26 protein-coding genes are annotated in these 22,935 nt (G+C 66.7%); 19 read left to right on the forward strand and 7 right to left on the reverse strand.

Annotated elements, in window-relative coordinates; translation table 11 throughout:
• The first annotated feature begins 270 nt into the window (after positions 1–270).
• The 5 genes from ACP150_RS13190 to ACP150_RS13210 all read left to right on the forward strand — a co-directional run bounded on the left by ACP150_RS13190 (position 271) and on the right by ACP150_RS13210 (position 5,705).
• A complete protein-coding gene (locus ACP150_RS13190; RefSeq protein WP_424967118.1) occupies positions 271–894 on the forward strand; it encodes a LolA family protein in 624 nt (207 codons plus the stop codon).
• 91 nt (positions 895–985) lie between these two features.
• Positions 986–3,586: a leucine--tRNA ligase gene (leuS, locus tag ACP150_RS13195; RefSeq protein ID WP_424967119.1), complete on the forward strand. Its 2,601-nt coding sequence runs from the start codon at positions 986–988 to the stop codon at positions 3,584–3,586.
• On the forward strand, positions 3,573–4,067 hold the full coding sequence (locus ACP150_RS13200) for an LPS assembly lipoprotein LptE (RefSeq protein WP_424967120.1): 495 nt from the start codon (positions 3,573–3,575) through the stop codon (positions 4,065–4,067). The genes leuS and ACP150_RS13200 overlap by 14 nt, the downstream gene beginning before the upstream one ends.
• On the forward strand, positions 4,064–5,089 hold the full coding sequence (gene holA / locus ACP150_RS13205; RefSeq protein ID WP_424967121.1) for a DNA polymerase III subunit delta: 1,026 nt from the start codon (positions 4,064–4,066) through the stop codon (positions 5,087–5,089). The genes ACP150_RS13200 and holA overlap by 4 nt, the downstream gene beginning before the upstream one ends.
• A 19-nt stretch (positions 5,090–5,108) precedes the next feature.
• Entirely contained in the window at positions 5,109–5,705 is a 597-nt protein-coding gene (locus ACP150_RS13210) for a glutathione S-transferase family protein (RefSeq protein WP_424967122.1), read from the forward strand.
• Here ACP150_RS13210 and ACP150_RS13215 read toward each other — a convergent pair.
• Positions 5,681–6,877 (reverse strand): TIGR03862 family flavoprotein, encoded by a 1,197-nt coding sequence (locus tag ACP150_RS13215; protein ID WP_424967123.1) that lies wholly within the window; start codon positions 6,875–6,877, stop codon positions 5,681–5,683. The genes ACP150_RS13210 and ACP150_RS13215 overlap by 25 nt on opposite strands.
• Positions 6,878–7,021: 144 nt before the next feature.
• On the opposite strand from ACP150_RS13215, the gene ACP150_RS13220 reads away from it, so the two are divergent.
• Together ACP150_RS13220 and ACP150_RS13225 are read left to right on the forward strand one after the other, a co-directional pair.
• Positions 7,022–7,333, forward strand: a complete 312-nt coding sequence (locus ACP150_RS13220; RefSeq protein ID WP_424967124.1) for an HNH endonuclease — start codon at positions 7,022–7,024, stop codon at positions 7,331–7,333.
• A 70-nt stretch (positions 7,334–7,403) separates the two neighbouring features.
• Positions 7,404–7,778, forward strand: coding sequence for an STAS/SEC14 domain-containing protein (locus tag ACP150_RS13225; RefSeq protein WP_424967125.1), 375 nt, complete (start codon positions 7,404–7,406; stop codon positions 7,776–7,778).
• Here the strand turns inward: ACP150_RS13225 and ACP150_RS13230 are convergent, their stop codons facing one another.
• Positions 7,779–8,261, reverse strand: coding sequence for a DUF3576 domain-containing protein (locus ACP150_RS13230; protein WP_424967126.1), 483 nt, complete (start codon positions 8,259–8,261; stop codon positions 7,779–7,781). It lies immediately after the preceding gene.
• Between the two features lie 296 nt (positions 8,262–8,557).
• Between ACP150_RS13230 and ACP150_RS13235 the strand changes: the two genes are divergently transcribed.
• Both ACP150_RS13235 and ACP150_RS13240 read left to right on the forward strand, forming a co-directional pair.
• A complete protein-coding gene (locus ACP150_RS13235) occupies positions 8,558–9,613 on the forward strand; it encodes a porin (protein WP_424967127.1) in 1,056 nt (351 codons plus the stop codon).
• An 88-nt stretch (positions 9,614–9,701) separates the two neighbouring features.
• The gene (locus ACP150_RS13240; RefSeq protein ID WP_424967128.1) at positions 9,702–10,361 is read left to right on the forward strand and encodes a YggS family pyridoxal phosphate-dependent enzyme; all 660 of its coding nucleotides are present in this window, start codon (positions 9,702–9,704) and stop codon (positions 10,359–10,361) included.
• A gap of 4 nt (positions 10,362–10,365) precedes the next feature.
• Here the strand turns inward: ACP150_RS13240 and ACP150_RS13245 are convergent, their stop codons facing one another.
• The 3 genes from ACP150_RS13245 to ribA are packed head-to-tail and all read right to left on the reverse strand — an operon-like array spanning position 10,366 to position 12,364.
• On the reverse strand, positions 10,366–10,860 hold the full coding sequence (locus ACP150_RS13245) for a L,D-transpeptidase family protein (protein ID WP_424967129.1): 495 nt from the start codon (positions 10,858–10,860) through the stop codon (positions 10,366–10,368).
• On the reverse strand, positions 10,857–11,279 hold the full coding sequence (locus tag ACP150_RS13250) for a GFA family protein (RefSeq protein WP_424967130.1): 423 nt from the start codon (positions 11,277–11,279) through the stop codon (positions 10,857–10,859). The genes ACP150_RS13245 and ACP150_RS13250 overlap by 4 nt, the downstream gene beginning before the upstream one ends.
• 14 nt (positions 11,280–11,293) lie before the next feature.
• Entirely contained in the window at positions 11,294–12,364 is a 1,071-nt protein-coding gene (ribA, locus tag ACP150_RS13255; RefSeq protein WP_424967131.1) for a GTP cyclohydrolase II, read from the reverse strand.
• A 159-nt stretch (positions 12,365–12,523) separates the two neighbouring features.
• Between ribA and ACP150_RS13260 the strand changes: the two genes are divergently transcribed.
• The 8 genes from ACP150_RS13260 (at position 12,524) to lpxK (ending at position 19,348) form a co-directional block, all read left to right on the forward strand.
• Positions 12,524–13,210, forward strand: a complete 687-nt coding sequence (locus tag ACP150_RS13260; RefSeq protein ID WP_424967132.1) for a response regulator transcription factor — start codon at positions 12,524–12,526, stop codon at positions 13,208–13,210.
• A gap of 700 nt (positions 13,211–13,910) precedes the next feature.
• Positions 13,911–14,699, forward strand: coding sequence for an exodeoxyribonuclease III (locus ACP150_RS13265; protein ID WP_424967133.1), 789 nt, complete (start codon positions 13,911–13,913; stop codon positions 14,697–14,699).
• Between the two features lie 94 nt (positions 14,700–14,793).
• Complete coding sequence (locus tag ACP150_RS13270; protein ID WP_424967134.1) at positions 14,794–15,711, forward strand: tetratricopeptide repeat protein; 918 nt, start codon at positions 14,794–14,796, stop codon at positions 15,709–15,711.
• 26 nt (positions 15,712–15,737) lie between these two features.
• Positions 15,738–16,385 (forward strand): LON peptidase substrate-binding domain-containing protein, encoded by a 648-nt coding sequence (locus ACP150_RS13275; RefSeq protein ID WP_424967135.1) that lies wholly within the window; start codon positions 15,738–15,740, stop codon positions 16,383–16,385.
• The gene (locus ACP150_RS13280) at positions 16,382–16,567 is read left to right on the forward strand and encodes a Trm112 family protein (RefSeq protein ID WP_424967136.1); all 186 of its coding nucleotides are present in this window, start codon (positions 16,382–16,384) and stop codon (positions 16,565–16,567) included. The genes ACP150_RS13275 and ACP150_RS13280 overlap by 4 nt, the downstream gene beginning before the upstream one ends.
• Positions 16,568–16,787: 220 nt before the next feature.
• Positions 16,788–17,030, forward strand: coding sequence for a DUF4170 domain-containing protein (locus ACP150_RS13285; RefSeq protein ID WP_424967137.1), 243 nt, complete (start codon positions 16,788–16,790; stop codon positions 17,028–17,030).
• A gap of 6 nt (positions 17,031–17,036) precedes the next feature.
• Positions 17,037–18,353, forward strand: a complete 1,317-nt coding sequence (locus ACP150_RS13290) for a 3-deoxy-D-manno-octulosonic acid transferase (protein WP_424967138.1) — start codon at positions 17,037–17,039, stop codon at positions 18,351–18,353.
• On the forward strand, positions 18,353–19,348 hold the full coding sequence (gene lpxK, locus ACP150_RS13295; RefSeq protein WP_424967139.1) for a tetraacyldisaccharide 4'-kinase: 996 nt from the start codon (positions 18,353–18,355) through the stop codon (positions 19,346–19,348). The genes ACP150_RS13290 and lpxK overlap by 1 nt, the downstream gene beginning before the upstream one ends.
• Before the next feature lie 54 nt (positions 19,349–19,402).
• On the opposite strand, the gene ACP150_RS13300 is transcribed toward lpxK, so the two are convergent.
• Together ACP150_RS13300 and ACP150_RS13305 are read right to left on the reverse strand one after the other, a co-directional pair.
• Positions 19,403–20,077, reverse strand: a complete 675-nt coding sequence (locus tag ACP150_RS13300) for a DsbA family protein (RefSeq protein ID WP_424967140.1) — start codon at positions 20,075–20,077, stop codon at positions 19,403–19,405.
• An 11-nt stretch (positions 20,078–20,088) separates the two neighbouring features.
• Positions 20,089–20,598: a DUF721 domain-containing protein gene (locus ACP150_RS13305; protein ID WP_424967141.1), complete on the reverse strand. Its 510-nt coding sequence runs from the start codon at positions 20,596–20,598 to the stop codon at positions 20,089–20,091.
• 85 nt (positions 20,599–20,683) lie between these two features.
• Between ACP150_RS13305 and mutY the strand changes: the two genes are divergently transcribed.
• Both mutY and ACP150_RS13315 read left to right on the forward strand, forming a co-directional pair.
• A complete protein-coding gene (gene mutY / locus ACP150_RS13310; RefSeq protein WP_424967142.1) occupies positions 20,684–21,760 on the forward strand; it encodes an A/G-specific adenine glycosylase in 1,077 nt (358 codons plus the stop codon).
• A 39-nt stretch (positions 21,761–21,799) separates the two neighbouring features.
• Entirely contained in the window at positions 21,800–22,933 is a 1,134-nt protein-coding gene (locus ACP150_RS13315; protein ID WP_424967143.1) for an alkane 1-monooxygenase, read from the forward strand.
• Positions 22,934–22,935 lie beyond the last annotated feature (2 nt).

Raw genomic sequence — 22,935 nt, forward strand, 5'->3', positions numbered from 1 at the left:
CGATACAGTCCCCGCCCCGGTAGCCCGCACAGAGCGATTGATTCCCGCCGATCGACTGCAGAGCCGTCTACGCTTTCGCCATTTCAAGAATGGCAAACCCCTGTCTGAAACGCCAAGGCCCTGAACGTCGGGGCTCTGGATCGCGTGGCCCTGTTCCGCATGGCGCGGGACACATGTGCCCCGCGCGGTCGCGCCCGGGATCGGCTGGGTCTCGCCCGCATGACCCGGTGGCTATGGCATAGCGGCCCGCCCGCCCCTAGATACCATCCCATGAAACGCCGCGATTTTACCGCCCTCGCCCTTGCCGGCCTTCTGGCCCCGTCCTTCTCTACCCCGGCCCTCGCCCAGAGCGGCGGGCTGATCCCGCTGAGCGAGATCTCTGCCTATCTGCGCGGGCTCGATCTGGCGCAGGCCCCGTTTACTCAGCGCAATGCCGATGGCTCGACCTCCACGGGTACGCTCTTTCTGCGTCGCCCCGGACGCGCCCGGTTCGAGTATGACCCGCCCGCCGAGGCGCTTGTGATGGTCGGGGGCGGCACGGTCGCGATCTTCGACGACAAGGGCGACCCGACGCCCGAGAGCTATCCGTTGCGCCGCACGCCCCTGTCGGTAATCCTGTCGCGCAATGTGGATCTGGCCGGGTCCGATGCGATCTTTGCCCACCGGCTCGACGGGGAGCTGACCACGGTCTTCGCCCATGATCCGAAAAACCCGCAATATGGCCAGATCGCCCTGCAATTCGCCCCCGGTCCCACCCGGCTCAGCCGCTGGGTGATCACCGGCGAGGCAGGCGAGCGGACCGTGATCGAGCTTGGCACGCTGACCCGGCCCGGGCAGCTGTCCAACAACCTGTTCAACATCAAGGGTGAGATGGATCGCCGACGCCGGGACTAACGCGCGGCTGATCTGGACCTTGGCGGCAGGCGGCGGTACACCGACCGCGACCGCGCCTCTGCGCGCCCTTTTGCACGAAAGCCGTCCGCCCATGTCCGCCCCAGACACGCCCACCACCGACACGCCCGCCCGCTTCGACCCTGCCCAGATCGAGCCGAAATGGCGCGCGGCCTGGGATGCGGCCGGAACCTTTCAGGCCACGCCGGATACGGACAAGCCGAAATACTACGTGCTTGAGATGTTCCCCTACCCCTCGGGCCGGATCCATATGGGGCATGTGCGCAACTACACCATGGGCGACATGGTGGCGCGCTACAAGATGAGCACGGGCCATAACGTGCTGCACCCCATGGGCTGGGACGCCTTCGGGATGCCCGCCGAGAACGCCGCCATGGACAGTGGCGGCCATCCGGCGGAGTGGACCTATCAGAACATCGCCGTGATGCGCGACCAGATGAAACCCCTCGGCCTGAGCATCGACTGGAGCCGGGAATTCGCCACCTGCGATCCGGAATACTACGCCCAGCAGCAGGCCCTATTCATCGACATGCTGGAGGCCGCTCTGGTCTATCGCAAGAACGCCACGGTGAACTGGGACCCGGTGGACATGACCGTGCTCGCCAATGAGCAGGTGATCGACGGCAAGGGCTGGCGCTCGGGCGCGCCGGTGGAGCGGCGCGATCTGACCCAGTGGTTCTTCAACATCTCCGGCATGGCCGAGGAACTGCTGGAGGCGCTGGACGGTCTGACCGACTGGCCCGAAAAAGTCCGCACCATGCAGGCCAACTGGATCGGCAAGTCGCGCGGGCTGCAGTTTGCCTTCGACCTGACAGCCCCGGCGGGCGGGCAGGACAAGATCGAGGTCTATACCACCCGGCCCGACACGCTGAGGGGGGCGTCCTTTGTGGGGATCTCGGTGGATCACCCGCTGGCCAAGGCGCTGGAGGCCGAGAATGCCGAGCTGGCCGCCTTCAACGCGGAATGCCGACAGCTGGGCACCTCCGAAGCGGATCTGGAACAGGCCGAGAAGCGCGGGTTCGACACCGGGCTGAAGGTGCGGCATCCGCTCAATCCCGACTGGGAGCTGCCGGTCTGGGTCGCGAATTTCATCCTGATGGATTACGGAACCGGCGCGATCTTTGCCTGCCCGGCCCATGACCAGCGCGATCTGGACTTCGCGCGGAAATACGACCTGCCGGTGATCGACACCTTCCTCGCCCTGGACGACGGTGCGCCGGTCACGGACACGGCCTTTGTGCCGCCCAAGACCGAGAAGGTGCGCTGGCTGGACCATTTCGCGGGGCTGGGCGAGGCCACGGGGCAAGAGGCAATCGACGCCACCATCGACTGGGTGGAGGCGCAGGGCTGGGGCACGGGCGTGACCAAGTTCCGCCTGCGTGACTGGGGCATTTCGCGGCAGCGCTACTGGGGTTGTCCGATCCCGGTGGTACATTGCGAGAGCTGCGGCGTGGTGCCCGAGGCCAAGGCAAACCTGCCCGTGGAGCTGCCCAAAGATGTCAGTTTCGACATCCCCGGAAACCCGCTGGACCGGCATCCGACCTGGCGCGATGTGGCCTGCCCGAAATGCGGCGCCCCGGCCAAGCGCGAGACCGACACGATGGACACCTTCGTGGACAGCTCGTGGTATTACGCGCGTTTCACCGCGCCCCGGGCCGAGACGCCGACGGATCTGGCCGAGGCTGAGTACTGGATGAATGTGGACCAGTATATCGGCGGGGTGGAGCATGCGATCCTGCATCTGCTTTACTCGCGGTTCTTTGCCCGGGCGATGCAGATCACCGGGCATCTGCCCGAGAAGGCCAGCGAGCCGTTCAATGCGCTCTTCACCCAAGGCATGGTGACCCACGAGATCTACATGACCCGCGACGATGCGGGGCGGCCGGTCTATCACCTGCCCGAGGATGTGGATGTGGAGGCGCGGGTGCTGCGCGCCACGGGCGAGGCGGTCGAGGTGATCCCCTCGGCCAAGATGTCGAAATCCAAGAAGAACGTGGTGGATCCGGTCAATATCATCGAGGCCTATGGGGCGGATACCGCGCGTTGGTTCGTGATGTCCGACAGCCCGCCGGAGCGGGATGTGGAATGGACCGCCTCGGGGGCGGATGCGGCTTTCAAGCATCTGAGCCGGGTCTGGCGGATGGCCAATGAGCTGAGGGGGAGCGACGCCTCGGAGCCCCCTGCGGGAGCCGCCTCGGCGTCGCTGGCTCTGGCCCGGGCCTCTGCCCGCGCCATTGCCGAGGTCACCGCGGGGATCGAGGGCTTTGCCTTCAACAAATCCGTGGCCAAGCTCTATGAGTTCACCAACACGATCCAAAAATCCAAGGCCCCCGACGCCGAGCGACGCGACGCCCTGCGGATCATGGCGCAGCTCATGTCGCCGATGACCCCGCATCTGGCCGAAGAGGTCTGGTCCATGCTGGGTGGCACCGGCCTTGTGGCCGAGGCCCCCTGGCCCGTTGCCGATCCCGCCCTTCTGGTCGAGGACACCGTCACCCTGCCGATCCAGATCAACGGCAAGCGCCGGTCAGAGCTCGTGGTGGCCAAGGATCTGCCCAAGGACGAGGTTGAAAAGCGCGCGCTGGCGGATGATGCTGTGGTCAAGGCGCTCGCCGGGGGGACGCCGAAGAAGCTGATCGTGGTGCCCGGCCGGATCGTGAATGTCGTTATCTGATCGTCGGACCTTCTTGCTGGCCCTGCCCGCCGCCGCCCTTGCGGGCTGCGGCTTCACGCCGGTCTATGCCCCGGGCTCGGAGGCGACCAACCTGCAGGGCACGGTCCGGATGGACGATCCGACCAATGAGGACAGTTTCGACATCGTCCGCCAGATCGAGCAGCGGCTGGGCCGCCCGACGGCACCGATCTATGGGCTGACCATCACCCCGAGCGTCGATGAGGAATCCCTGTCGATCGTGGGCTCGCGCGACATCACCCGGTTCAACCTGATCGGCAGAGCGGATTTCGCCATTCGCAGCCTCGCCGACAACCGCGTGCTGCTGGCGGGGGAAGTGGACAGCTTCACCTCCTATTCCGCCACGGGCACCACCGTCAGCACCCTGACCGCCGAGCGCGATGCCCGCACCCGGCTGATGATCAACCTCGCCAATCTCGTGGTCACCCGTCTCATGGCGTCGCCCGAAAGCCTCGCCCTGTGAAGCTGTCTCCCCGGGATCTGGCGGGCTATGTCGCCCGCCCCGAACCCGACCGGGCCGGCGTGCTGCTCTATGGCGGCGACGCCATGCGGGTGTCCCTGCGCCGGCAGGCCCTGATAAAAGCGCTGGTGGGACCCCAGGGCGACGAGGAGATGCGTCTGACCCGGATCGCGGGCGCGGATCTGCGGCGCGACCCGGCAGCCCTGATGGATGCGATGAAGGCAATCAGCATGTATCCCGGCCCCCGCGCCGTCCATGTGGAGGGCGCAACCGAGCAGGCCGCCCCGGCCATCACTGCCGCCCTTGCGGAGTTTCAGCCCGGGGACGCCACGCTGGTGATCACCGCGGGCAGCCTCGCCGCACGCTCGGGCCTGCGCAAGACCTTCGAGGGGCACAAGAACGCCTATGCCGCTGGGATCTATGACGACCCGCCCGACCGGGCCGAGATCGAGGCGATGCTGCGCAGCGCGGGTCTGGGCGAGATCAGCCGCGAGGGGATGACCGATCTCAATGATCTCGCGCGCGCGGTCGATCCCGGGGATCTGGCGCAGATCATCGAGAAACTGGCCGTTTACAAACATGGCGACCCCAGCCCCGCCACGCCCGAGGATGTCGCCGCCGTCGCGCCCGCCTCCACCGAGGCGGAGCTCGACACCCTGCTGCATGCGGTGGCCGAGGCGGATCTGCAGCGGATCGCGCCGCTGGTGGCGCGGCTCTCGGATCAGGGGGAGGGCGCGGTGCGGCTGTGCATCGGAACGGCCCAGCATTTCCGGCGGCTTTACACGGCGGCGATCGACCCGGGCGGCCCGGCGGCGGGCATCTCGCGCGCACGCCCCCCGGTCTTTGGCCCTGCGCGCAACCGCATGATCCGCCAGGCGCAAAGCTGGGGCGCCATGCGGCTGGAGACCGCGCTCGGCATCATCACGGAAACCGACCTGACCCTGCGCTCCTCCCAGAAGGCGCCACAAATGGCCGTGATGGAACGGGCCCTGATCCGGCTCGCCATGCTCGGCGCACAACGATAGCCCCGCGAGGAGTCCTCCGATGTCCGACTACACCGTTTATGGCAGCCCGCGGAGCCGGGCCTTTCGCGTGATCTGGATGCTGGAAGAGCTGGGCGTGCCCTACACGCTCAACCCCGTTGCCCCGCAATCCCCCGAGATCCGCGCCATCAGCCCGACGGGCAAGCTGCCCGCGATGACCGTGGGCGAGACCGCGATCACCGATAGCAGTGCGATCCTCACCTTCCTGGCCGACGCCCATGGCGCGATGACCGCCCCCGCCGGGTCGGTCGAACGCGCCCGTCAGGATGCGTGGCTCTACCGGATCCTCGATGAACTGGACGCGGTGGTCTGGGCCGCGGCGCGCCATTCCTTCGTGCTGCCCGAGGGGGAGCGGGTGCCCGAGGTCAAACCCTCGCTCAAGCGGGAATTCGCCCGCAATCTCAAGCGGATCGCGGCCGAATGCGGGGAGCGCCCCTTCCTGATGGGGGACGAGATGACCGTGCCGGATTTCGTTCTGACCCATTGCATGGGCTGGTCGCTGATGGCGAAGTTCGACCCGCTGCCCGCACCGCTGGATGCCTATCACACACGGATGCGCGCGCGTTCCGCCTATCAGCGGACCTCGCAGGCCGCCTGATCCAGCCAGCGCAGCGCACCCTGCCCCGCCCGGCGCCCGGTGGCGAAGCACCCGGTCAGCAGGTAGCCCCCGGTCGGCGCCTCCCAGTCCAGCATCTCGCCGCAGGCGAAGACCCCGGGCCGATCCCGCAGCATGAGCTGCGCGTCCAGCGCCTGCGCCTGCAGCCCCCCGGCGACCGAAATCGCTTCGTCCAGCGGACGGGCGCCGTCATGCGCGACCGTGACCGCCTTGAGCTGCGCGGCCAGCGTCTCGGGGGATGTCGGCAGGGGGCGGGCGCATTCCTGCACAAGCGCGATCTTGACCGGGGTCAACCCCGCCCCCTTGCGCAACCGCGCAGAGATACTTGCCTTGCGGGGCACCCGGGCCAGGCGCCGGGCCAGATCCTCCGCCGTGAGATCGGGGCAAAGATCGAGGACCAGCGACGCGCCCGTCCGCAGGGCCGGGGACAGGGCATAGATGCCGCCGCCCTCGATGCCCCGCGCGCTCAGCACCACCTCACCGCGCGAGCGCAGCGCACCGGCCTGCATGGCAATCCCCTTGAGAGGGGTGCCGAAATGCCCGGGCATATGGTCCGACCAGCGGCGCGCGATCCCCACATTGGCCGGGGCGAAGGGGGCACAGGGCGCCCCGATCCAATCCACCCAGGCCCCGTCAGAGCCCAGCCGCCGCCAGCTCGCCCCGCCGAGGGCGAGGATCACGGCCTGCGCCGCCACATGCTGAGGCCCATCCGGGGTCTCGAAGGACACTCCCCCGTCCTTGGCCCAACCTGTCCAGCGCCAGCGGGTGCGCAACGTGACGCCCTGCGCCTGCAACCGCGCGAGCCAGGCGCGGAGCAGGGGTGAGGCCTTCATCGCATTGGGAAAGACCCGCCCGGTGGAGCCCGTGAACACCTCCTGCCCCAAGCCGCGCGCCCAATCCTGCACCGCGTCGGGACCAAAGGCCGCGAGCATGGGCGCGAGCCACGTATGCGCCGGGCCATAGGCCGTCGCAAACGCCTCGGGCGGTTCGACCTTGGTCAGGTTCAGCCCACTCTTGCCCGCCATCAGGAACTTGCGCCCGGGGCTGGGCATCCGGTCCACGACCAGCACCTGCTTTCCCGCCGCAGACAGGACGTCTGCCGCCATGAGCCCGGCCGGCCCGGCACCGATCACCAGCGCATCGGGGCGGCTCATCGGGAGGATCCCGCGGGTGAAAGGGCGTGTGTCATGCCGCCTCCATCCCGCCCGGGCGCAGTGAAATCAACCCCTCCGCGCCGGAAAGCTTGCCAGCGACCGCCGACGCGCCAGATTTGTGGCAGACAAGAGGGGAGCCGTTCCATGCGTGAGGATGACCCGATCTGCCCGCTTTGCGCGCGCCCGATCCCGCCCCAAGCGCCCCAGAGCCTGCATCATCTCGTGCCGAAACTGCGCGGCGGCAAAGGCGGGCCGACGGTCCTTCTGCACCAGATCTGCCATAATGAAATCCACGCGGTGCTGAGCGAGGCCGATCTCGCGCGGAGCTATGCCACGATGGACGCCTTGCGCGCCCATCCGCATCTGGCGCGCTTCATTTCGTGGATCGCCAAGCGACCGCCCGAGTTTCACGGCAAGACCACTGGCGGGCGCCGCGCATGGAAGCGCAGGCGATAGGTCACGCTGACGGGGCTGCATCCACGCGATAGACTGGGCCGATGGAGCATGTCACGTCAGGGAGGAAGCGATGACCGTCCACTATTCCGCAGACAGCCGGGCCCGCGTGGTCGAACTGACCGTCTCGGGCAAAATCACCCATGCCGATTTCGAGGCGATCCTGCCGCAGATCGAAGCCGAGCTGGACCGTGGTCCGTTGAGCCTCGTGGAGGTGATCGATAGTTTCGAGGGGTTCGACCTCGATACGCTATGGGACGGGCTGAAGTTCGACATCGCCCATTGGTCCGAGTTCCGCCGGGTGGCGATCGTCACCGATATGACCTGGTTCAGCCCCTTTGCGCGCATGGCCGATGCCCTCACCCATCTGCAGGTGAAGGAATTCAAGCGGGATCAATTGGATGACGCGCGGGGCTGGGCCCGCGACTGGGCCAGTCTCGATCCGTGATCAGAGTTGGCTGTCCTGCAGCCGCAATTGACGGGCCCGGGTAAGGATCGCATCCTCGACCGCCAGGACAGTGTCCACGGAGGCCGGTCCATTGCGCGTCGCAAGCGCCACCCGCAGGGAACGGGCATCCAGCGCCGGGTCCTGCACATAGACCGTCGCACGATAGGCCCGGCTCGACCCCGGTGCCGTCCCAAAGCCCATGACGATCACCCCTGTGAAGGGATCCACGGCTTCGACGGGCATGAAATCCAGCACATCGAGCGATGCGGCCCAGATATACTTGTTCACCTCAACGGTCGTGTTGGGGTCATCCCGCGCATCGAACAGATCCCAGAGAGATCCGTCACTCCCGGAGACATCGTCGATATTCGTGGGCAAGTCTTCCCGGGGCGCGCTGGGCCCGAGGCTGTCAAAGCCGCTACAGGCCGCCACCACCGTCAGAGACAGTGCCAATGCAGAGGCCCGCAAACCCGGATAAATCATTGCGTCCCCCCGCAGGTGACCGTGAACTTCGGCCTTTGTCTTACCCGAGGCCCCGGCACCTCACAAGGCGTTTCGCCCTGCCCTTCGGCATGGCAAGATCGACCACGCCAAGTTCCGCTCAGAACGGTGCGAAACCGGCCCCTGCCATCACTGTGTCTTTGTTGCACCAATCACTTCGCAGAACGGATTGGCCAATTTGGCATTTCTTGCAATCACACTTCGAACAACGGAAAGAGAAGCATACCCAGCCGGATCCACTGCGCTGGGGTGCACTGTTAACACACGAGGGAAACCCGATGAAAAAGCTTCTCATCGCTTCTACCGCCCTGGTTGCCACGTCCGGCTTTGCTTATGCCGACGTGACCCTGGGTGGCTCCGCACAGTTCGGCGTCATCTATATCGAAGATCGCGCTGATCCCAACGCTGGCGTTGGTACCACCGACTCGGACGCAACCGAAGAGCTGTTCCTGGATTACGAACTCCAGTTCGACTTCTCCGCATCCGGCGAAACCGATGGCGGTCTGGGCTTCGGCATGAGCGCTGAGCTCGAGTCCGACTCCGACGGCGAAGGCAACCAGAACGCTCAGTCGATCGACCCGGAAATCTTCATCACTTCCGGCTTCGGCACCCTGACCGTTGGCGCACTCGACGTCGCACCCGACGCCGCTGGCTTCGGTAACACCCGTGACCCCGGCTACGACGGTGTAGGCGTTGACAACCTGATCGACGCAATCCTCTTCGTGAACGCATCCGACCTGTTCAACTCGGACGAGAGCGGCGCAGCGAACATCATGTACCAGGGCACCTTTGGTGGTCTGTCCCTGACCGCGACCGCGCACTCCCACGAGAAAGACTTCGGCGCAGTTGCCGAGTATGACTTCGGTACCTTCAACGTTGGCCTGTCCTACGTGTCGGTTGACGAAGTGATCATCGGTGCTACCGACGGCGACCTCGTTGCAGACCTTGTCACCGGTGAAGTTTCTGAAGTTGGCGGCACTCCGGGTACTCCCGGCGGTGGTGAAACCTGGGGTGCGACCATCGGTGGCTCCTTCGCAGGCTTCGATCTGGACTTTGTCTACGCAGATCACACCAACGACTTCGACGCAGACGCCAAAGCATATGGCCTGTCCGGCGCATATGACCTCGGCATGTACGAAGTGACCTTCGCTGTGAACCAGGTTGAGCTCGACAACACCGACATGGGTGACATCGACGGCACCGCATACGGTATCGGCGTTTCCTACGACCTCGGCGGCGGCGCATCGCTGCAAGCCGGTGTTGCGTCCCTGTGGAACCCGGCCGAAGACGACAACTTCACGACTGCTTCCTTCGGGATCGCAATGTCCTTCTAATCGACATCTGTCGATTGAAGTTGAGAGCGGGCCTTGTGCCCGCTCTTTTCTTTTGGAAAGACGGGATCTGTGGCACCGAGGAGGGAACATGGGACTGTCAGACATCCAGACGCGCATCGCGGCCGCAGCGGCCAAGGCCGGGCGTGATGCCTCCGAGATCGACTTGATCGCGGTCTCCAAAGTGCAACCCAATGAACGTGTCGAAGCGGTCCTGAACGAAGGCCACCGGGTCTTTGGCGAGAACCGCATCCAGGAAGCCGCAGGCAAATGGCCCGATTTCCGGGCGCAGTTTGACGGCATCACTTTGCACCTGATCGGCCCGCTGCAATCCAACAAGACCCGCCAGGCGGTCGAGCTCTTCGATGTGATCCACACCGTGGACCGTCCCAAGATCGCGCGCCGCATCGCCGATCACGCGCAGGAGTTGGGGCGCTGCCCCGAGATTTTTGTCCAGATCAATACCGGCGATGAGGGTCAGAAAGCCGGCCTGCCCATCGCGGAGACAGACGCCTTTGTTGCCGAATGCCGCGCCCTCGATCTGCCGCTTCAAGGGCTGATGTGCATCCCCCCCGTGGACGAGGAACCAAGCCTGCATTTCGCGCTTTTGGCGAAGCTGGCCGCGCGCAACGGGCTGACCGGCCTCAGCATGGGGATGAGCGGCGATTTCGAGAGCGCCATCGCCCAGGGCGCGACCCATATCCGGGTCGGTTCCGCGATTTTCGGGGCCCGGGTTCCCCCCGCCGCCTGAGCCCTCAGCCCACGATCAACCGCGATTGCAGGGTGATGCGCGGCGCGAGCCAGCGCAGATCATCGCGCGCGAGCCCGATGCAGCCTTCGGTCGGACGCCCCGCTCCGCGCCACTGGTGAATGAAGATCGCCGAACCCGCCCCCTTGCGCGCCTGCGGCCAGTTCCAATCGGTCAGCACCACGAGATCATAGAGCGGATCCGCCCGCCAGAGCCGCTCATGCCCGAACGGGTGAGGGCGCCGGATGATCAGGTTGTAATCGGGATCCTCCACATCATCGGACCAACCATCACGAGGCCGGATCGGCAGCGCCCAGTTGGCCGGTCGCGCCATGCGGTCCGGACGGTAGAGCATCCCGATCAGCCGGTGCACGCCAAGCGGCGTCGCACCATCCCCTTCGGCCTTGGCCGCGCTGAGCCCTCCACGACCGATGGTGCAGGGCAGCACCCGCCCCCCAAAACGCAGCCCCAACGGTGTCAGGACCAGATCCGTCGGCGTCATGAGCCCGCCGGGGGTGGGGCTGGCGGCAGATCCTCGAAGCAGGGCAGCCCCTCTGCCACCACGTGATAGGGTTGCCGGTCCTTCATGAAGATCGCCAGTTTCGAGCCGCCGTAATCCTCGGCCGGGTTGTCCAGCGTGCCCACCTTGACGATCACCAACGGCCGCCCCGGCAGCAGCGTCGTCAGATGCGTGCCGCAGGTCCCGCAGAACTGCCGCGTGCGCGGCGTGTCCAGATCGGACCGGGTGAAGGTCTTGGGCATGCCTTGCGTCACCGCAAAGCCCCCCTCCGGCACGGCCATGAAGAAATTCGGCCCACCGCCCGAGATATACTGACATTCCCGGCAATGGCACTGGGCCTTCATCACCGGCGCCTCGGTCACCTCATAGCGGATCTCGCCGCAATAACACCGTCCCTGCATGGACCGTCCTCCCCCTAGAGCAAATGTCCCGACTTCGCCGCCTTGGTCGCGAGATAGGCCGCATTCTCGGCGGTCTTGCCTACCTGCAGGGGCACGCGTTCGGCGACGCCGATGCCCGACGCCTCCATCATCGCGACCTTGGCCGGATTGTTCGTCATCAGCCGCGTGGCCGAAAAGCCGAGCTGCCGCAGCAGGTCCGCGCCAAGCCGGAAATCCCTCTCGTCATCCTCGAAACCCAGACGGTGGTTCGCCTCCACCGTATCAAACCCCTGATCCTGCAACGCATAGGCGCGCATCTTGTTGGCCAGCCCGATCCCGCGCCCCTCCTGATTGAGATAGAGCAGGATGCCCGCCCCCTCCGCCCCCATCTGGGCCAGCGCCCCGCGCAGCTGCGGACCGCAATCGCATTTCAGCGATCCCATAACGTCGCCGGTGAAACAGGCCGAGTGCAGCCGCGAGAGCACCGGCTGATCCCGGGGCGGGCTGCCGATCTCGACCGCGTAATGCTCTTCGCCGCCATCACTGGGGCGAAACACATGGAGCCGCCCGGCTTCGGACACCTCCAAGGGCACCCGCGCCGCGATCACTTCGGCAAGGTCGCTTTGGGCCGGGGTGTCGGCCTCCAGCGTGGTGAGCTGGGCCGCCGCCGCCATCTCGGCGGCAACCGGGGCCATGACCACGGCCGGCAAAAGCCGCGCCTCCTTGGCGAGGACAAGTGCGGCCCGGGCCAGATCCGACGCGCCATCCCGCGCCATCCGAAACGGGCCCTTCATGGGCACGCGCAGGTCATCTGCTGGGTCCGCCACCGCCTGAACCCAGCGCAGATCCGCATCGCGCGGCAGCTGGATCCGGGCCAGATCCCCGTCATAGGCGATCGCGCGCAGGGTCTCGGCCCGCCGTGCCGTGATCGCCAGAACCGCATCTTCGGAGCGCTCAATCACCGCCGCGAGCCGCGCCGCGGTCAGGGTTTCGGTGGCCAGCGCGAGGGCAAATCGCGCCCCCGCGCGCAGGACAACCGGCACGCCCATCCGCAAATCAGCCCGGGCGCGGGCGCGCATTTCGTGGCGATCGGGGCTCAGGGCCATGGTCCGTCCTTGTAACACTTCGCCTCCTCCTGTAACCGTCCGGGCCCGAAATTGAAACATTCCCCGAGCCTGCGACACGACGGCGTGAGCGATCGCGCGGAAACCTTGCCCGATCCGGTTCCGGCACGCATCTGTGATCCAAGCGAACCGGAGGACCCGATGGCCACTTTGAGAAAAATTCTGCTCGTTGATGATGATGAGGATCTGCGCGAGGCCCTGTCCGAGCAGCTTGTGATGACCGAGGATTTCGACGTCTTCGAAGCGGGCTCAGGCGCGGAAGCGATGGAAAAGACCAAAGCCGGTCTTTACGATCTGGTGATCCTCGATGTGGGTCTGCCCGACACGGATGGGCGCGAGCTCTGCCGTCTGATGCGCAAGCAGGGCGTGAAGTGCCCGGTGCTGATGCTGACCGGCCATGACAGCGATGCGGACACGATCCTCGGGCTGGATGCCGGGGCGAATGACTACATCACCAAGCCGTTCAAGCTGCCGGTGCTGCTGGCCCGGATCCGCGCCCAGCTGCGCCAGCACGAGCAGTCCGAGGATGCCATTTTCACGCTGGGGCCGTACACGTTCAAGCCCGCGATGAAGATGCTCGAGACCGAGGATGACCGGAAGATTCGCCTCACCGAGAAAGAGACGAACATCCTCAAATTCCTGTACCGCGCCACCGAGGGCGTGGTGGCCCGCGACGTTCTGTTGCATGAGGTCTGGGGGTATAACGCGGGTGTGACCACCCACACGCTCGAGACCCATATCTACCGCCTGCGCCAGAAAATCGAGCCAGATCCGTCAAATGCACGGCTTTTGGTGACCGAATCCGGCGGCTACCGACTGGTGGCTTGAGGCAACACTCTGCGTCCCGTGTCCAAAGGTCCTATTCTCTGGAACCTTTTGGAAGCGTAGATGTTGAAGGACCAAGACACCCTATGCTGTGACGGGGTTATGCCACAGCACCTCCCTGTTGGACTGAGCCGGGCCTCGTGCCCGGCTTTTTTTTGTCGCCCAGCACAGGCCGCCATTTTCACGCGCGCCAGATCCGCACCCGGCATCACGCCATGAAGAAGGCACCCGCCGGGACAGCCGAAGGGTGCCTTGTTGACCCCGGCACGCAGGGCGGCGCTGGAGTTCGCACTACTTGGGAGAGCGACGCTTGCGCCTCGGACCAGGGCCACCTCGGCGAAGGCGGCCGCGCGTAGAGCCTATGTGGCCGCAGAAACCGCGCCGACTGCCTGCTTTCAAAACGCCAAAGATCTCCGCAATTCAGAGAATTACGCCCGAGCAGAGGTGCTACGCGTGTCTGAGCAAGAAGAACCGCGCAATCGAGGGTCGCTGATCCGTCAGCGCCACGCTTCGCCAGCACCTGAATCCGCCGACATGCAGACTCTGGATGCTGGCGTCGCCTGTGCGCCCAGCTCTTGGGCGGCGCGGCGCGGTTCGGCGATGGCACATGCCGGGACCCCGCGCCTGCAGGGGGCGGTCTGGGGCTTTCTTCCCGGGCGGCAAATCGCTAGGCAGATGGCACGCTGTCGAAAGGATTTGCCCTGTGACCTTGACCATCGCCACCTGGAACATCAACTCCGTGCGGCTGCGCGCCGAGCTGGTTGCGCGGCTTCTGCGCGACGAGGCGCCGGATGTGCTCTGCCTGCAGGAATGCAAGAGCCCGGTGGACAAGATCCCTGCCGAGGTCTTCGCCGAGCTGGGCTATGGCCATATGGTTGCGCGGGGGCAGAAGGGCTATAACGGCGTCGCGATCCTGTCGCGCCACCCGCTGGAGGATGCGGGGCACCGGGATTTCGTCGGCAAGGGCGATGCCCGCCACGTGGCCGCGCGGCTCGGGAACGGGCTGACCGTGCATAACTTCTATGTCCCCGCCGGGGGCGATGTCCCCGACCGCGAGGTGAACGACAAGTTCGGCCACAAGCTCGATTTTTTGACCGAGATGCGGGACTGGTTCACCGCAGAGCCGCCCCAGCGCGCGGTGCTGGTCGGTGATCTGAACATCGCACCGCTGGAGGACGACGTCTGGTCCCACAAGCAGCTTCTGAAAGTGGTGAGCCACACCCCGATCGAGGTCGACGCCCTCGAAGAGACCCGCGCGGCGGGGGCTTGGGTCGATGTGACCCGCGCCGATATCCCCGAGGGCAAGCTTTATTCCTGGTGGTCTTACCGGGCCAAGGACTGGTCCGCGGCGGATAAGGGGCGGCGGCTCGACCATATCTGGGCGACCCCGGATATCGCGGGCGGGGCCCATGGATCGAAGGTCCTGCGCGATGTGCGCGGCTGGGAAAAGCCCAGCGACCACGCGCCCGTTCTGGCCAGCTTCACCCTCTGAGACCGCGCCAGAGGGCCCGTGCCGGGAACTCTCCCCTTGGCCTCGGCTGCGGGAGGTTCCATATACCATAGCGAACGAGGAAACGAGGACAGCCATGTTGGAATTCGGACAGGCGGATACCGCCCCCGCGGGCGCAGGTGATCTGATCAAGGACACGACCGAGGCGACCTTCATGGCGGATGTGATCGACGCCAGCCAGGACATCCCGGTCATCGTCGATTTCTGGGCGCCCTGGTGCGGCCCGTGCAAGACGCTGGGCCCCGCGCTCGAAGCCGCCGTGACCGCGGCCAAGGGCAAGGTCCGCATGGTCAAGGTCAATGTGGACGAAGCCCAGATGATCGCCGGGCAGCTCAGGATCCAGTCCATTCCCACGGTCTATGCCTTTCACAAGGGTCAGCCCGTCGACGGGTTTCAGGGCGCGATCAGCCCCGCCGAGATCACCGATTTCGTGACCCGCGTCTCGGCGCTGGCCGGGGATGCGGATGGCGGTCTGGCCGAGGCGGTCGAGGCTGCCGAGGCGATGCTGGCCGAAGGGGCCGCGGTGGATGCCGCCCAGACCTTTGCCGCGATCCTCGGCGAGGAGCCCGAGAATGCCGCCGCCTATGGCGGGCTGGTGCGCGCGCATCTGGCCATGGAAGAGCTGGATCAGGCCGAGGGCCTGTTGTCGGCCGCACCCGAGGCCATCGCCAAGGCCCCCGAGCTCGACGTGGCCCGCGCCCAGCTGGAGCTGGCCCGCCAGGCCGCCGAGGCCGGGCCGGTGGCCGAGTTGCGCGCCAAGGTCGAGGCCGATGGCGATGATCACCAGTCGCGGCTGGATCTGGCCCAGGCGCTCCATGCCAATGGCGAGACCGAGGCGGCCGTGGACGAATTGCTCGAACTCTTCCGCCGGGACCGCGAGTGGCAGGACGGGGCGGCCAAGGCGCAGCTCTTCACGATCTTCGATGCGCTCAAGCCCCAGGACCCGATTGCCCTGAATGGCCGCCGCCGCCTGTCGTCGATGATATTTGCCTGAGCGGGGCGCGGGGCTACGTGACAGGTATGAGATTTTCAGCCGCCGACCTTCCCGAGACGATCCCGGTCTTTCCTTTGCCCGGCGCGCTGCTGTTGCCGCGGGCCCGGCTTCCCCTGCATATCTTCGAGCCACGCTATCTGGCGATGCTCGAGGATGCGCTCAAAACCCCGCACCGCCTGATAGGCATGGTCCAGCCCCGCGAGGTGCCGGGGTCCAAGGATCGCCGACTGCATCATATCGGCTGCGCGGGCCGGGTTTCGGCGTTTTCCGAGACCGAGGACGGGCGCTACATGATCACCCTGTCCGGGATCTCGCGCTTTCGCGTGTCGCGCGAAGTGTCCGGGTTCACCCCCTATCTCAAAGCGGATGTGGACTGGGAGGATTTTGGCCGCGATCTCGGCAAGACCGAACAGGATGTGGGGTTCGAGCGCGATCGCTTTCTCGCCCTGCTGCGCCGGTTCTTCGAGGATCAGGAGATGCAGACCGACTGGGACAGCCTGTCGGAAGCCGAGGATGAGTTGCTGATCAACTCGCTTTCGATGCTGTGCCCGTTCAACCCAGAGGACAAGCAGGCCCTGCTCGAGGCGCCATCCCTGTCGACCCGGCGCGAGACCCTCGTCACCCTGATCGAGTTCGCCCTGCGCGGCGGCAATAGCGAGGAGCTTCTGCAATGACCCAGGAGGCCGGTGAATATGACCGCCACATGCTGGAGAGCCTCGTCTGCCCGGTGACACGCGCGCCGCTGGCCTATGACGCGGAGCGGCAGGAGCTTGTCTCGCGCGCGGCCCATCTGGCCTTTCCGATCCGCAACGGCATCCCGATCATGATCGCGGATGAGGCTCGCGCACTCGACTGACCGTCATGGCGAGACCGGGTCAGGCCGCCCCGTGGGGGCGGCGGACGCGCGCCGCTGATCCGCTGCGCCCCTGCCCACCGCCGGACAGGTGCAAAACGCCCGGCACCCCGCGGGACCGCCGCGCCGCTGCGGCGCGGCGTCCGGATCCGGGGCCAGCGCTTGACCCCGCCCGCGCGGACCGTAGGCTGCGGCCAATCTATCCAGACCAGAGAGTGTTTTCATGACACAGCGCCTGCATATCGTCTTCGGGGGGGAGCTTGTCGACCCGTCCGGCACCGAGTTCAAGAATGTCGACGACGTCCATGTGGTCGGCGTCTATCCCGACTACGCCTCTGCCTATGACGCCTGGAAAAACGAGGCCCAGCGCACCGTGGACAATGCCGAGATGCGCTACTTCATTGCCCATGTGCATCGCCTGCTGGACGAAGCGACCGAGGATTCCTCGACCCAGACGCTGAGCTAGGATTCCATGCCCCGGTCCCTCGGTCTCGCTCTCTATCTCGCGGTGAACAGCCGCCTGTCCGGCTGGGCCGAACGCAAGATCGCCGAACGTCTGGCGGCGGGCAAGGAAGACCCCGACCGCTATCGCGAACGCCTCGGCGAGACCGACCGCCCGCGCCCCGATGGTCCGCTGATCTGGATCCATGCGGCCAGCGTCGGCGAGGCGCTCTCGGTGCAGGAGCTGATCCGCCGCCTGCGCGAGGAACGCCCGGAGGCGACGATCCTGCTGACCACGGGCACCCGAACCTCGGCGGATCTGCTGGCCTCGCGCCTGCCGCAGGGCGCGCTGCACCAGTTCGCCCCGGTGGACTCGAAACCCGCCGTGACCGGCTTTCTCGACCATTGGCGCCCGGATCTGGCGATCTGGATCGAGAGCGAGCTCTGGCCGCGCATGATCCACGACACCGCGGCACGGGGCATCCCGATGCTCCTGATGAATGCCCGCATGTCCCCGGACAGCTACAAGCGCTGGCGCTGGATGCGCGGCACCGTGCGTGCCCTGCTGGGCCGGTTCAACCGCATCCTGGCCCAGGACGACCAGACCCTGCGCTTTCTCAGCCGTCTCGGGGCCCCCACGGATCGCACCCGCGCCATCGGCAGCCTCAAGGAGGGGGCGCAGGTCCTCCCCTATTCCGAGACGCTCTACAAGGATTTCCTCGAAGAGGCCGATGGCCGCCCGATCTGGCTCGCCTCCTCGACCCATCCCGGCGAGGAGGTGATGGTCAGCGCCGCGCACCGGGTGCTCGTGCGCAAGACCCACCGCCTGCTCATGGTGCTGGTCCCCCGCCACCCCGAGCGCGGCCCCGAAATCGCCGCGGCCCTGCGCGACGAGGGCTGGGATGTGGCCGTGCGCTCCGAGGGGGAAGGGGTCGATCTCGACACCCAGATCTACCTCGCCGACACGCTGGGCGAGCTGGGCCTTTGGTACCGGATCGCCCCGGTGAGCTTCATCGGCGGGTCGCTGACCGAGGTCGGCGGACACAACCCGTTCGAGCCCGCCGCCCTCGGCTCGGCCATCGTGCATGGCCCCCATGTCTTCAACTTCGTGGACATCTACACCCGGCTCGCCGAAGCCGGAGCCTGCCGCGTGGTGCACAACTCCGACAGCCTCGCCAGCACGCTCGATGACCTTCTGGCGCCGAACAAGGCCGCGAGCATGGCCCATGCCGCATGGGAGGTCTCGTCCCGTGGCGCGCAGGTCACCGATATCGCGGTCTCCGAGGTGCTGACACAGCTCGATGATGCCGAGGAGGCCGGGCGCGCCGCTAGCCGGATGCCCGGCTGATGCGGGCCCCGGGCTTCTGGTTTACCCCGCCCGACGCCCCGGCCCTGCCGGCGCGGCTTCTGGCGCCGCTGGGCGCGCTCTATGCGGCGGGGACCGCGCGGCGCGTGGCCAAGCCAGCAGCCCTGCGCCCGGGCATCCCGGTGATCTGCGTCGGCAATATCAATGCCGGCGGCACCGGCAAGACCCCCACCGTGATCGCACTGCAAATGGCGCTGATGGCCCGGGGCATCGCCGCCCATGTGGTCAGCCGCGGCTATGGCGGCGCGCTGGAGGGCCCCGTGGCCGTGGACCCGCGCACCCACCAGGCCAAAGATGTGGGGGATGAACCCCTGCTCCTGGCGGCCTTCGGGCCGACCTGGGTCGCCAAGGACCGCGCCGCCGGGGCCCGTGCCGCCGAGGCCGCCGGCGCACAGGCGATCCTGCTCGATGACGGGTTTCAGAACCCGGCCATCGCCCGCGACCTTTCGATCGTCGTGGTCGATGCCCATCGCGGCTTTGGCAATGGGCGCGTCCTGCCCGCAGGCCCCCTGCGCGAGCCGGTGGCCAAGGGGCTGGCCCGCGCGGATCTCGTGCTCAGCATCGGGCCAGAGCCCGCCCAGACGCGGTTCCGCGCCGCCTGGGGGTCCGCGCTGGGGCAGTTGCCCCACCTGACCGGGCACCTCGCCCCGCTGCAGACCGGGATGGACTGGGACGGGCTGCGCGCCGTGGCCTTTGCGGGGATCGGGCATCCCGAGAAATTCTTTGCCACCCTGCGCGATCAGGGAGTGATCCTGTGCGGGACCCATGGGCTCGACGATCACCAGCCGCTGGACGCGCGGCTCATCACCCGGCTTCTGGCCGATGCCAAGGCCCAGGGCGCGCAGCTGGTGACCACCGAGAAGGACGCGGTGCGCCTGCCGCCCGAGATGCGGGGCGATGTGCTCACCCTGCCCGTGCGGCTTGCGCTGGACGCGCCCGAGGCGCTCGAGGCGGCGCTGGACCGGCTGTTCCCCTGACACGCAAAGGGCGGCCCCGCAGGACCGCCCTGATCTCGCACCATGGCGCCGGGATTATTCCTCCAGCAGGCCATCCAGCACCGCCGAGAAATCGCGGTAGTTCATGTTGGAATAGCTCTCGCCATTGATGATGAAGGACGGGGTGGAACTGATCCCGTCGGCCTCGGCATTCTGCTGATAGAAGGCCACCAGCGCCTGCGCCTTCTCACCATCCTGCAGGCAGGCATTCACCTGCTCGTCGGACATGCCCGCGACCCGGCCGATGCGGCGCAGGTTGTCGGCGACCACGGCGGGGCTGCCATTGCCGGTCCATTCGCTCTGCTGTTCAAAGAGCACATCGGTGATCCCGAAATACCGCTCCTCGCCGCCGCAGCGCGCCACCATCCCGGCCCAGAGGCCGAAGCGGTCGAAATAGACCTCGCGATAGATGAACTGCACCTTGCCCGTGTCGATGTAGTTTTCCTTGATATCCTTGAAGACATTCTCGTGGAACGTCTTGCAATGGGGGCAGGTGAAAGAGGCGTATTCCACCACCGTGATCGGTGCATCCTCGGCACCGAGCGTCATGTCGATGATGCCGGAGGTGTCGACCTCCTGCGCGGTGGCCGTTGAGACCGGCGAGAAGGACACGCCCTGGGCCGTGCCACCGGATTGCTGCGTGCTGTACCAATAGGTCCCGCCGGCGATCACGGCGAGGGCAAGAGCCGCACTGGGAAGAAGTCGAGCCATGAAAGCCCCTTTCACGTTTTGGTGTCGTTGGACAGGATGTTGCGCCCGAGCCGGGCAAGTGCCGCGCGCAGCTCGGGGCTCTGGATGTCTTCGGCTGCCGCATCCGCCGCCTGGGCGACCTGCGGCGAGGGTTGGCGTGGGCCGCGCGGTGCCGCGGTGTAACCCGCCTGCGGCTCGGCAAAGCCCGTGGGCGCGGTCTGGGTGATCTTGATCCGCGAGATGGCGTTGTAGCCGTAGCAGGCATTGACCTTCTCGCGCAGCCGCTCTTTCTGCATCTCCAGAAGTGGGGCAAAGGCCCCCGTGGTCAGCACCGTGAGGGTCGCGCCGAACCCGCGCCGGGCATAGCCCACATTCACGGGCCGCGCCTTGGCCGCCAGATCCGGACCGGCGATCTCATCCCAATGGGTGAGCAGTTTGGACACGGCGAAGCCCCGGCTCTCGCCCGCAGTGCGGATCCGGCTTTCGAGCAGCTTGCCCGTCTGGCGGAACCCGAAGCTCCGGTTTTTCACGCGCGTGGCCATCGCCCTCTCGCTTTCGTGTGCATACGCCTTAGTCTAATCGCTTGCGCGGCCCATTCCAGACCCCAGAAGGATCCGATGTCCCACGATGCATAAAAACTTCGAGAGCACCGCAGACAGCGCCGACCTGCTCGACTGGTATGACAGGCATGCGCGGGTGATGCCATGGCGCGTATCCCCCGAGGATCGCGCGGCGGGCATTCGGCCCGATCCGTACCGGGTCTGGTTGTCCGAGGTCATGCTGCAACAGACCACCGTGGCCGCCGTGAAGGACTATTTCCGCGCTTTCACCGACCGCTGGCCCACCGTGTCGGATCTGGCGGCGGCGGAGGATGCCGAGGTGATGGGGGCCTGGGCCGGGCTGGGGTATTACGCGCGGGCGCGGAACCTGCTGAAATGCGCGCGGGTCGTGGCCTCCGAGCATGGCGGGGTCTTTCCCGATACGGCCGAAGGGCTGCGCGCCCTGCCGGGGATCGGCCCCTATACCGCCGCGGCGGTCTCGGCCATCGCCTTTGACCGTGCCGAGACCGTGGTCGATGGCAATGTGGAACGGGTCATGGCCCGCCTCCACGGGATCGAGACGCCCCTGCCCCCGGCCAAACCCGAACTGACCGAGGCCGCCGCCGCCCTGACGCCACAAGCGCGGCCCGGCGACTACGCGCAGGCGGTGATGGATCTCGGGGCAACGATCTGCACCCCGCGCAACCCGGCCTGCGGGATCTGCCCCTGGCGTGAGCCCTGCGTGGCGCGGGCTGCGGGCAATGCCTCCGAGCTGCCCCGCAAGCTGCCGAAAAAGCCCAAGCCGACGCGGCTGGGCTATGTCTATATCGCCCGCCGCGAGGATGGCGCATGGCTGCTGGAGACCCGGCCCGACAAGGGTCTGCTGGGCGGGATGCTGGCCTTTCCAAGCTCCGACTGGACCGAAGAGACCCCTGACGAGGCCCCACCCCTGACCGCCGATTGGGCCGATCCCGGGCTGGAAGTCCGCCATACCTTCACCCATTTCCACCTGCGCCTCGCGATCCGCCTCGCGCGGGTCGGGACCGCCCCGCCCAGCCGCGGCGAATTTACGCCGAAGCACGCTTTCCGCCCGGCGGATCTTCCGACCCTGATGCGCAAGGCCTATGATCTCGCAGCACCCCAGTTTGAGTTAACAGAGCCTTAAACGCTCTGGCCTAGGGGTGGATCCAATGACGGAGGCTGCATGATCCCGCCCAAGAAAATGGCGCGCCTGTCCCGGGCCCTGCCCTTCTGGCTCTCGCTGTTGCTGGTGCCCGCGCTGCTGCTGGCGGCGGCCTTTGGCGGATGGGCGCTGCTGCTGCCGCCGCTGACCAGCTGGGGGCTCTTCTCGATCATGGACGCGGTCGCCGGGCTCGAGACCGAGAATGCCGACCCCGAGACACCGATCGAGGATCTGAGCTTCTACCGGGTGATCACACTCGTCTGGCTGCCGGTGCAGACGCTCGTGCTGCTGATGCTGCTGGGCACGGTGCCCGAGGCGGCCCATCTGGCGATCTGGGAAAAGATCGCCGTGTTCTGCGGCTTCGGCGTGGCCTCGGGAACGGTCGGGATCACCTATGCCCATGAGCTGATGCATCAGAAGAACCGGATCGAACGCTGGCTCGCGGACCTGCTCATGGCCTCGGTGCTCTACAGCCATTTCCGGTCTGAGCATCTGCTGGTCCATCACCGCTATGTGGGCACGCCCCGCGATCCGGTCACCGCGCGCTACAACGAAGGGTTCCACCGCTTCTACCCACGGGTTCTGCGCGAATGCCTGCAATCGGCCTGGGCCGCCGAAACCGCCCTGCTGGCGCGGCGCAACCTGCCCGCATGGCACAGCACGAACCCCTTCTGGCGCTACGGGCTGCTGCAGCTCGGCTGGATCCTTCTCGCGGGCTATGTGGGCGGCTGGGCCGGGATCGGCCTGTTCCTCGTGCAGGCGGGCGTCGCGATCTGGCAGCTCGAGCTGGTAAATTACGTCGAACATTACGGCCTGACCCGCAAGCATCTGGGCGAGGGCAGATACGAGCATGTGCAGCCGCACCACTCGTGGAACGCCTCGCAAAAGGCGTCGAACTGGCTGCTGATCAACCTGCAGCGGCACTCGGACCACCATTACAAGCCCGACCGGCGCTTTCCGCTGCTGCAAACCTATGATGCTGCCGAGGCGCCGCAGCTGCCCCATGGCTATCCGGTGATGACCGCGCTGGCGATGATCCCGCCGCTCTGGCGGCAGGTCATGAACCCGCTGGTGCGCGACTGGCGGCAGGCCCACTACCCCGAGATCGAGGATTGGGGCCCCTATAAACGCGCCGAGCTGCCTCTGCCGCGCTGAGC

The organism is Dinoroseobacter sp. S375 (assembly GCF_049800775.1).
In the GTDB taxonomy this organism is placed as follows: Bacteria; Pseudomonadota; Alphaproteobacteria; order Rhodobacterales; family Rhodobacteraceae; genus Dinoroseobacter.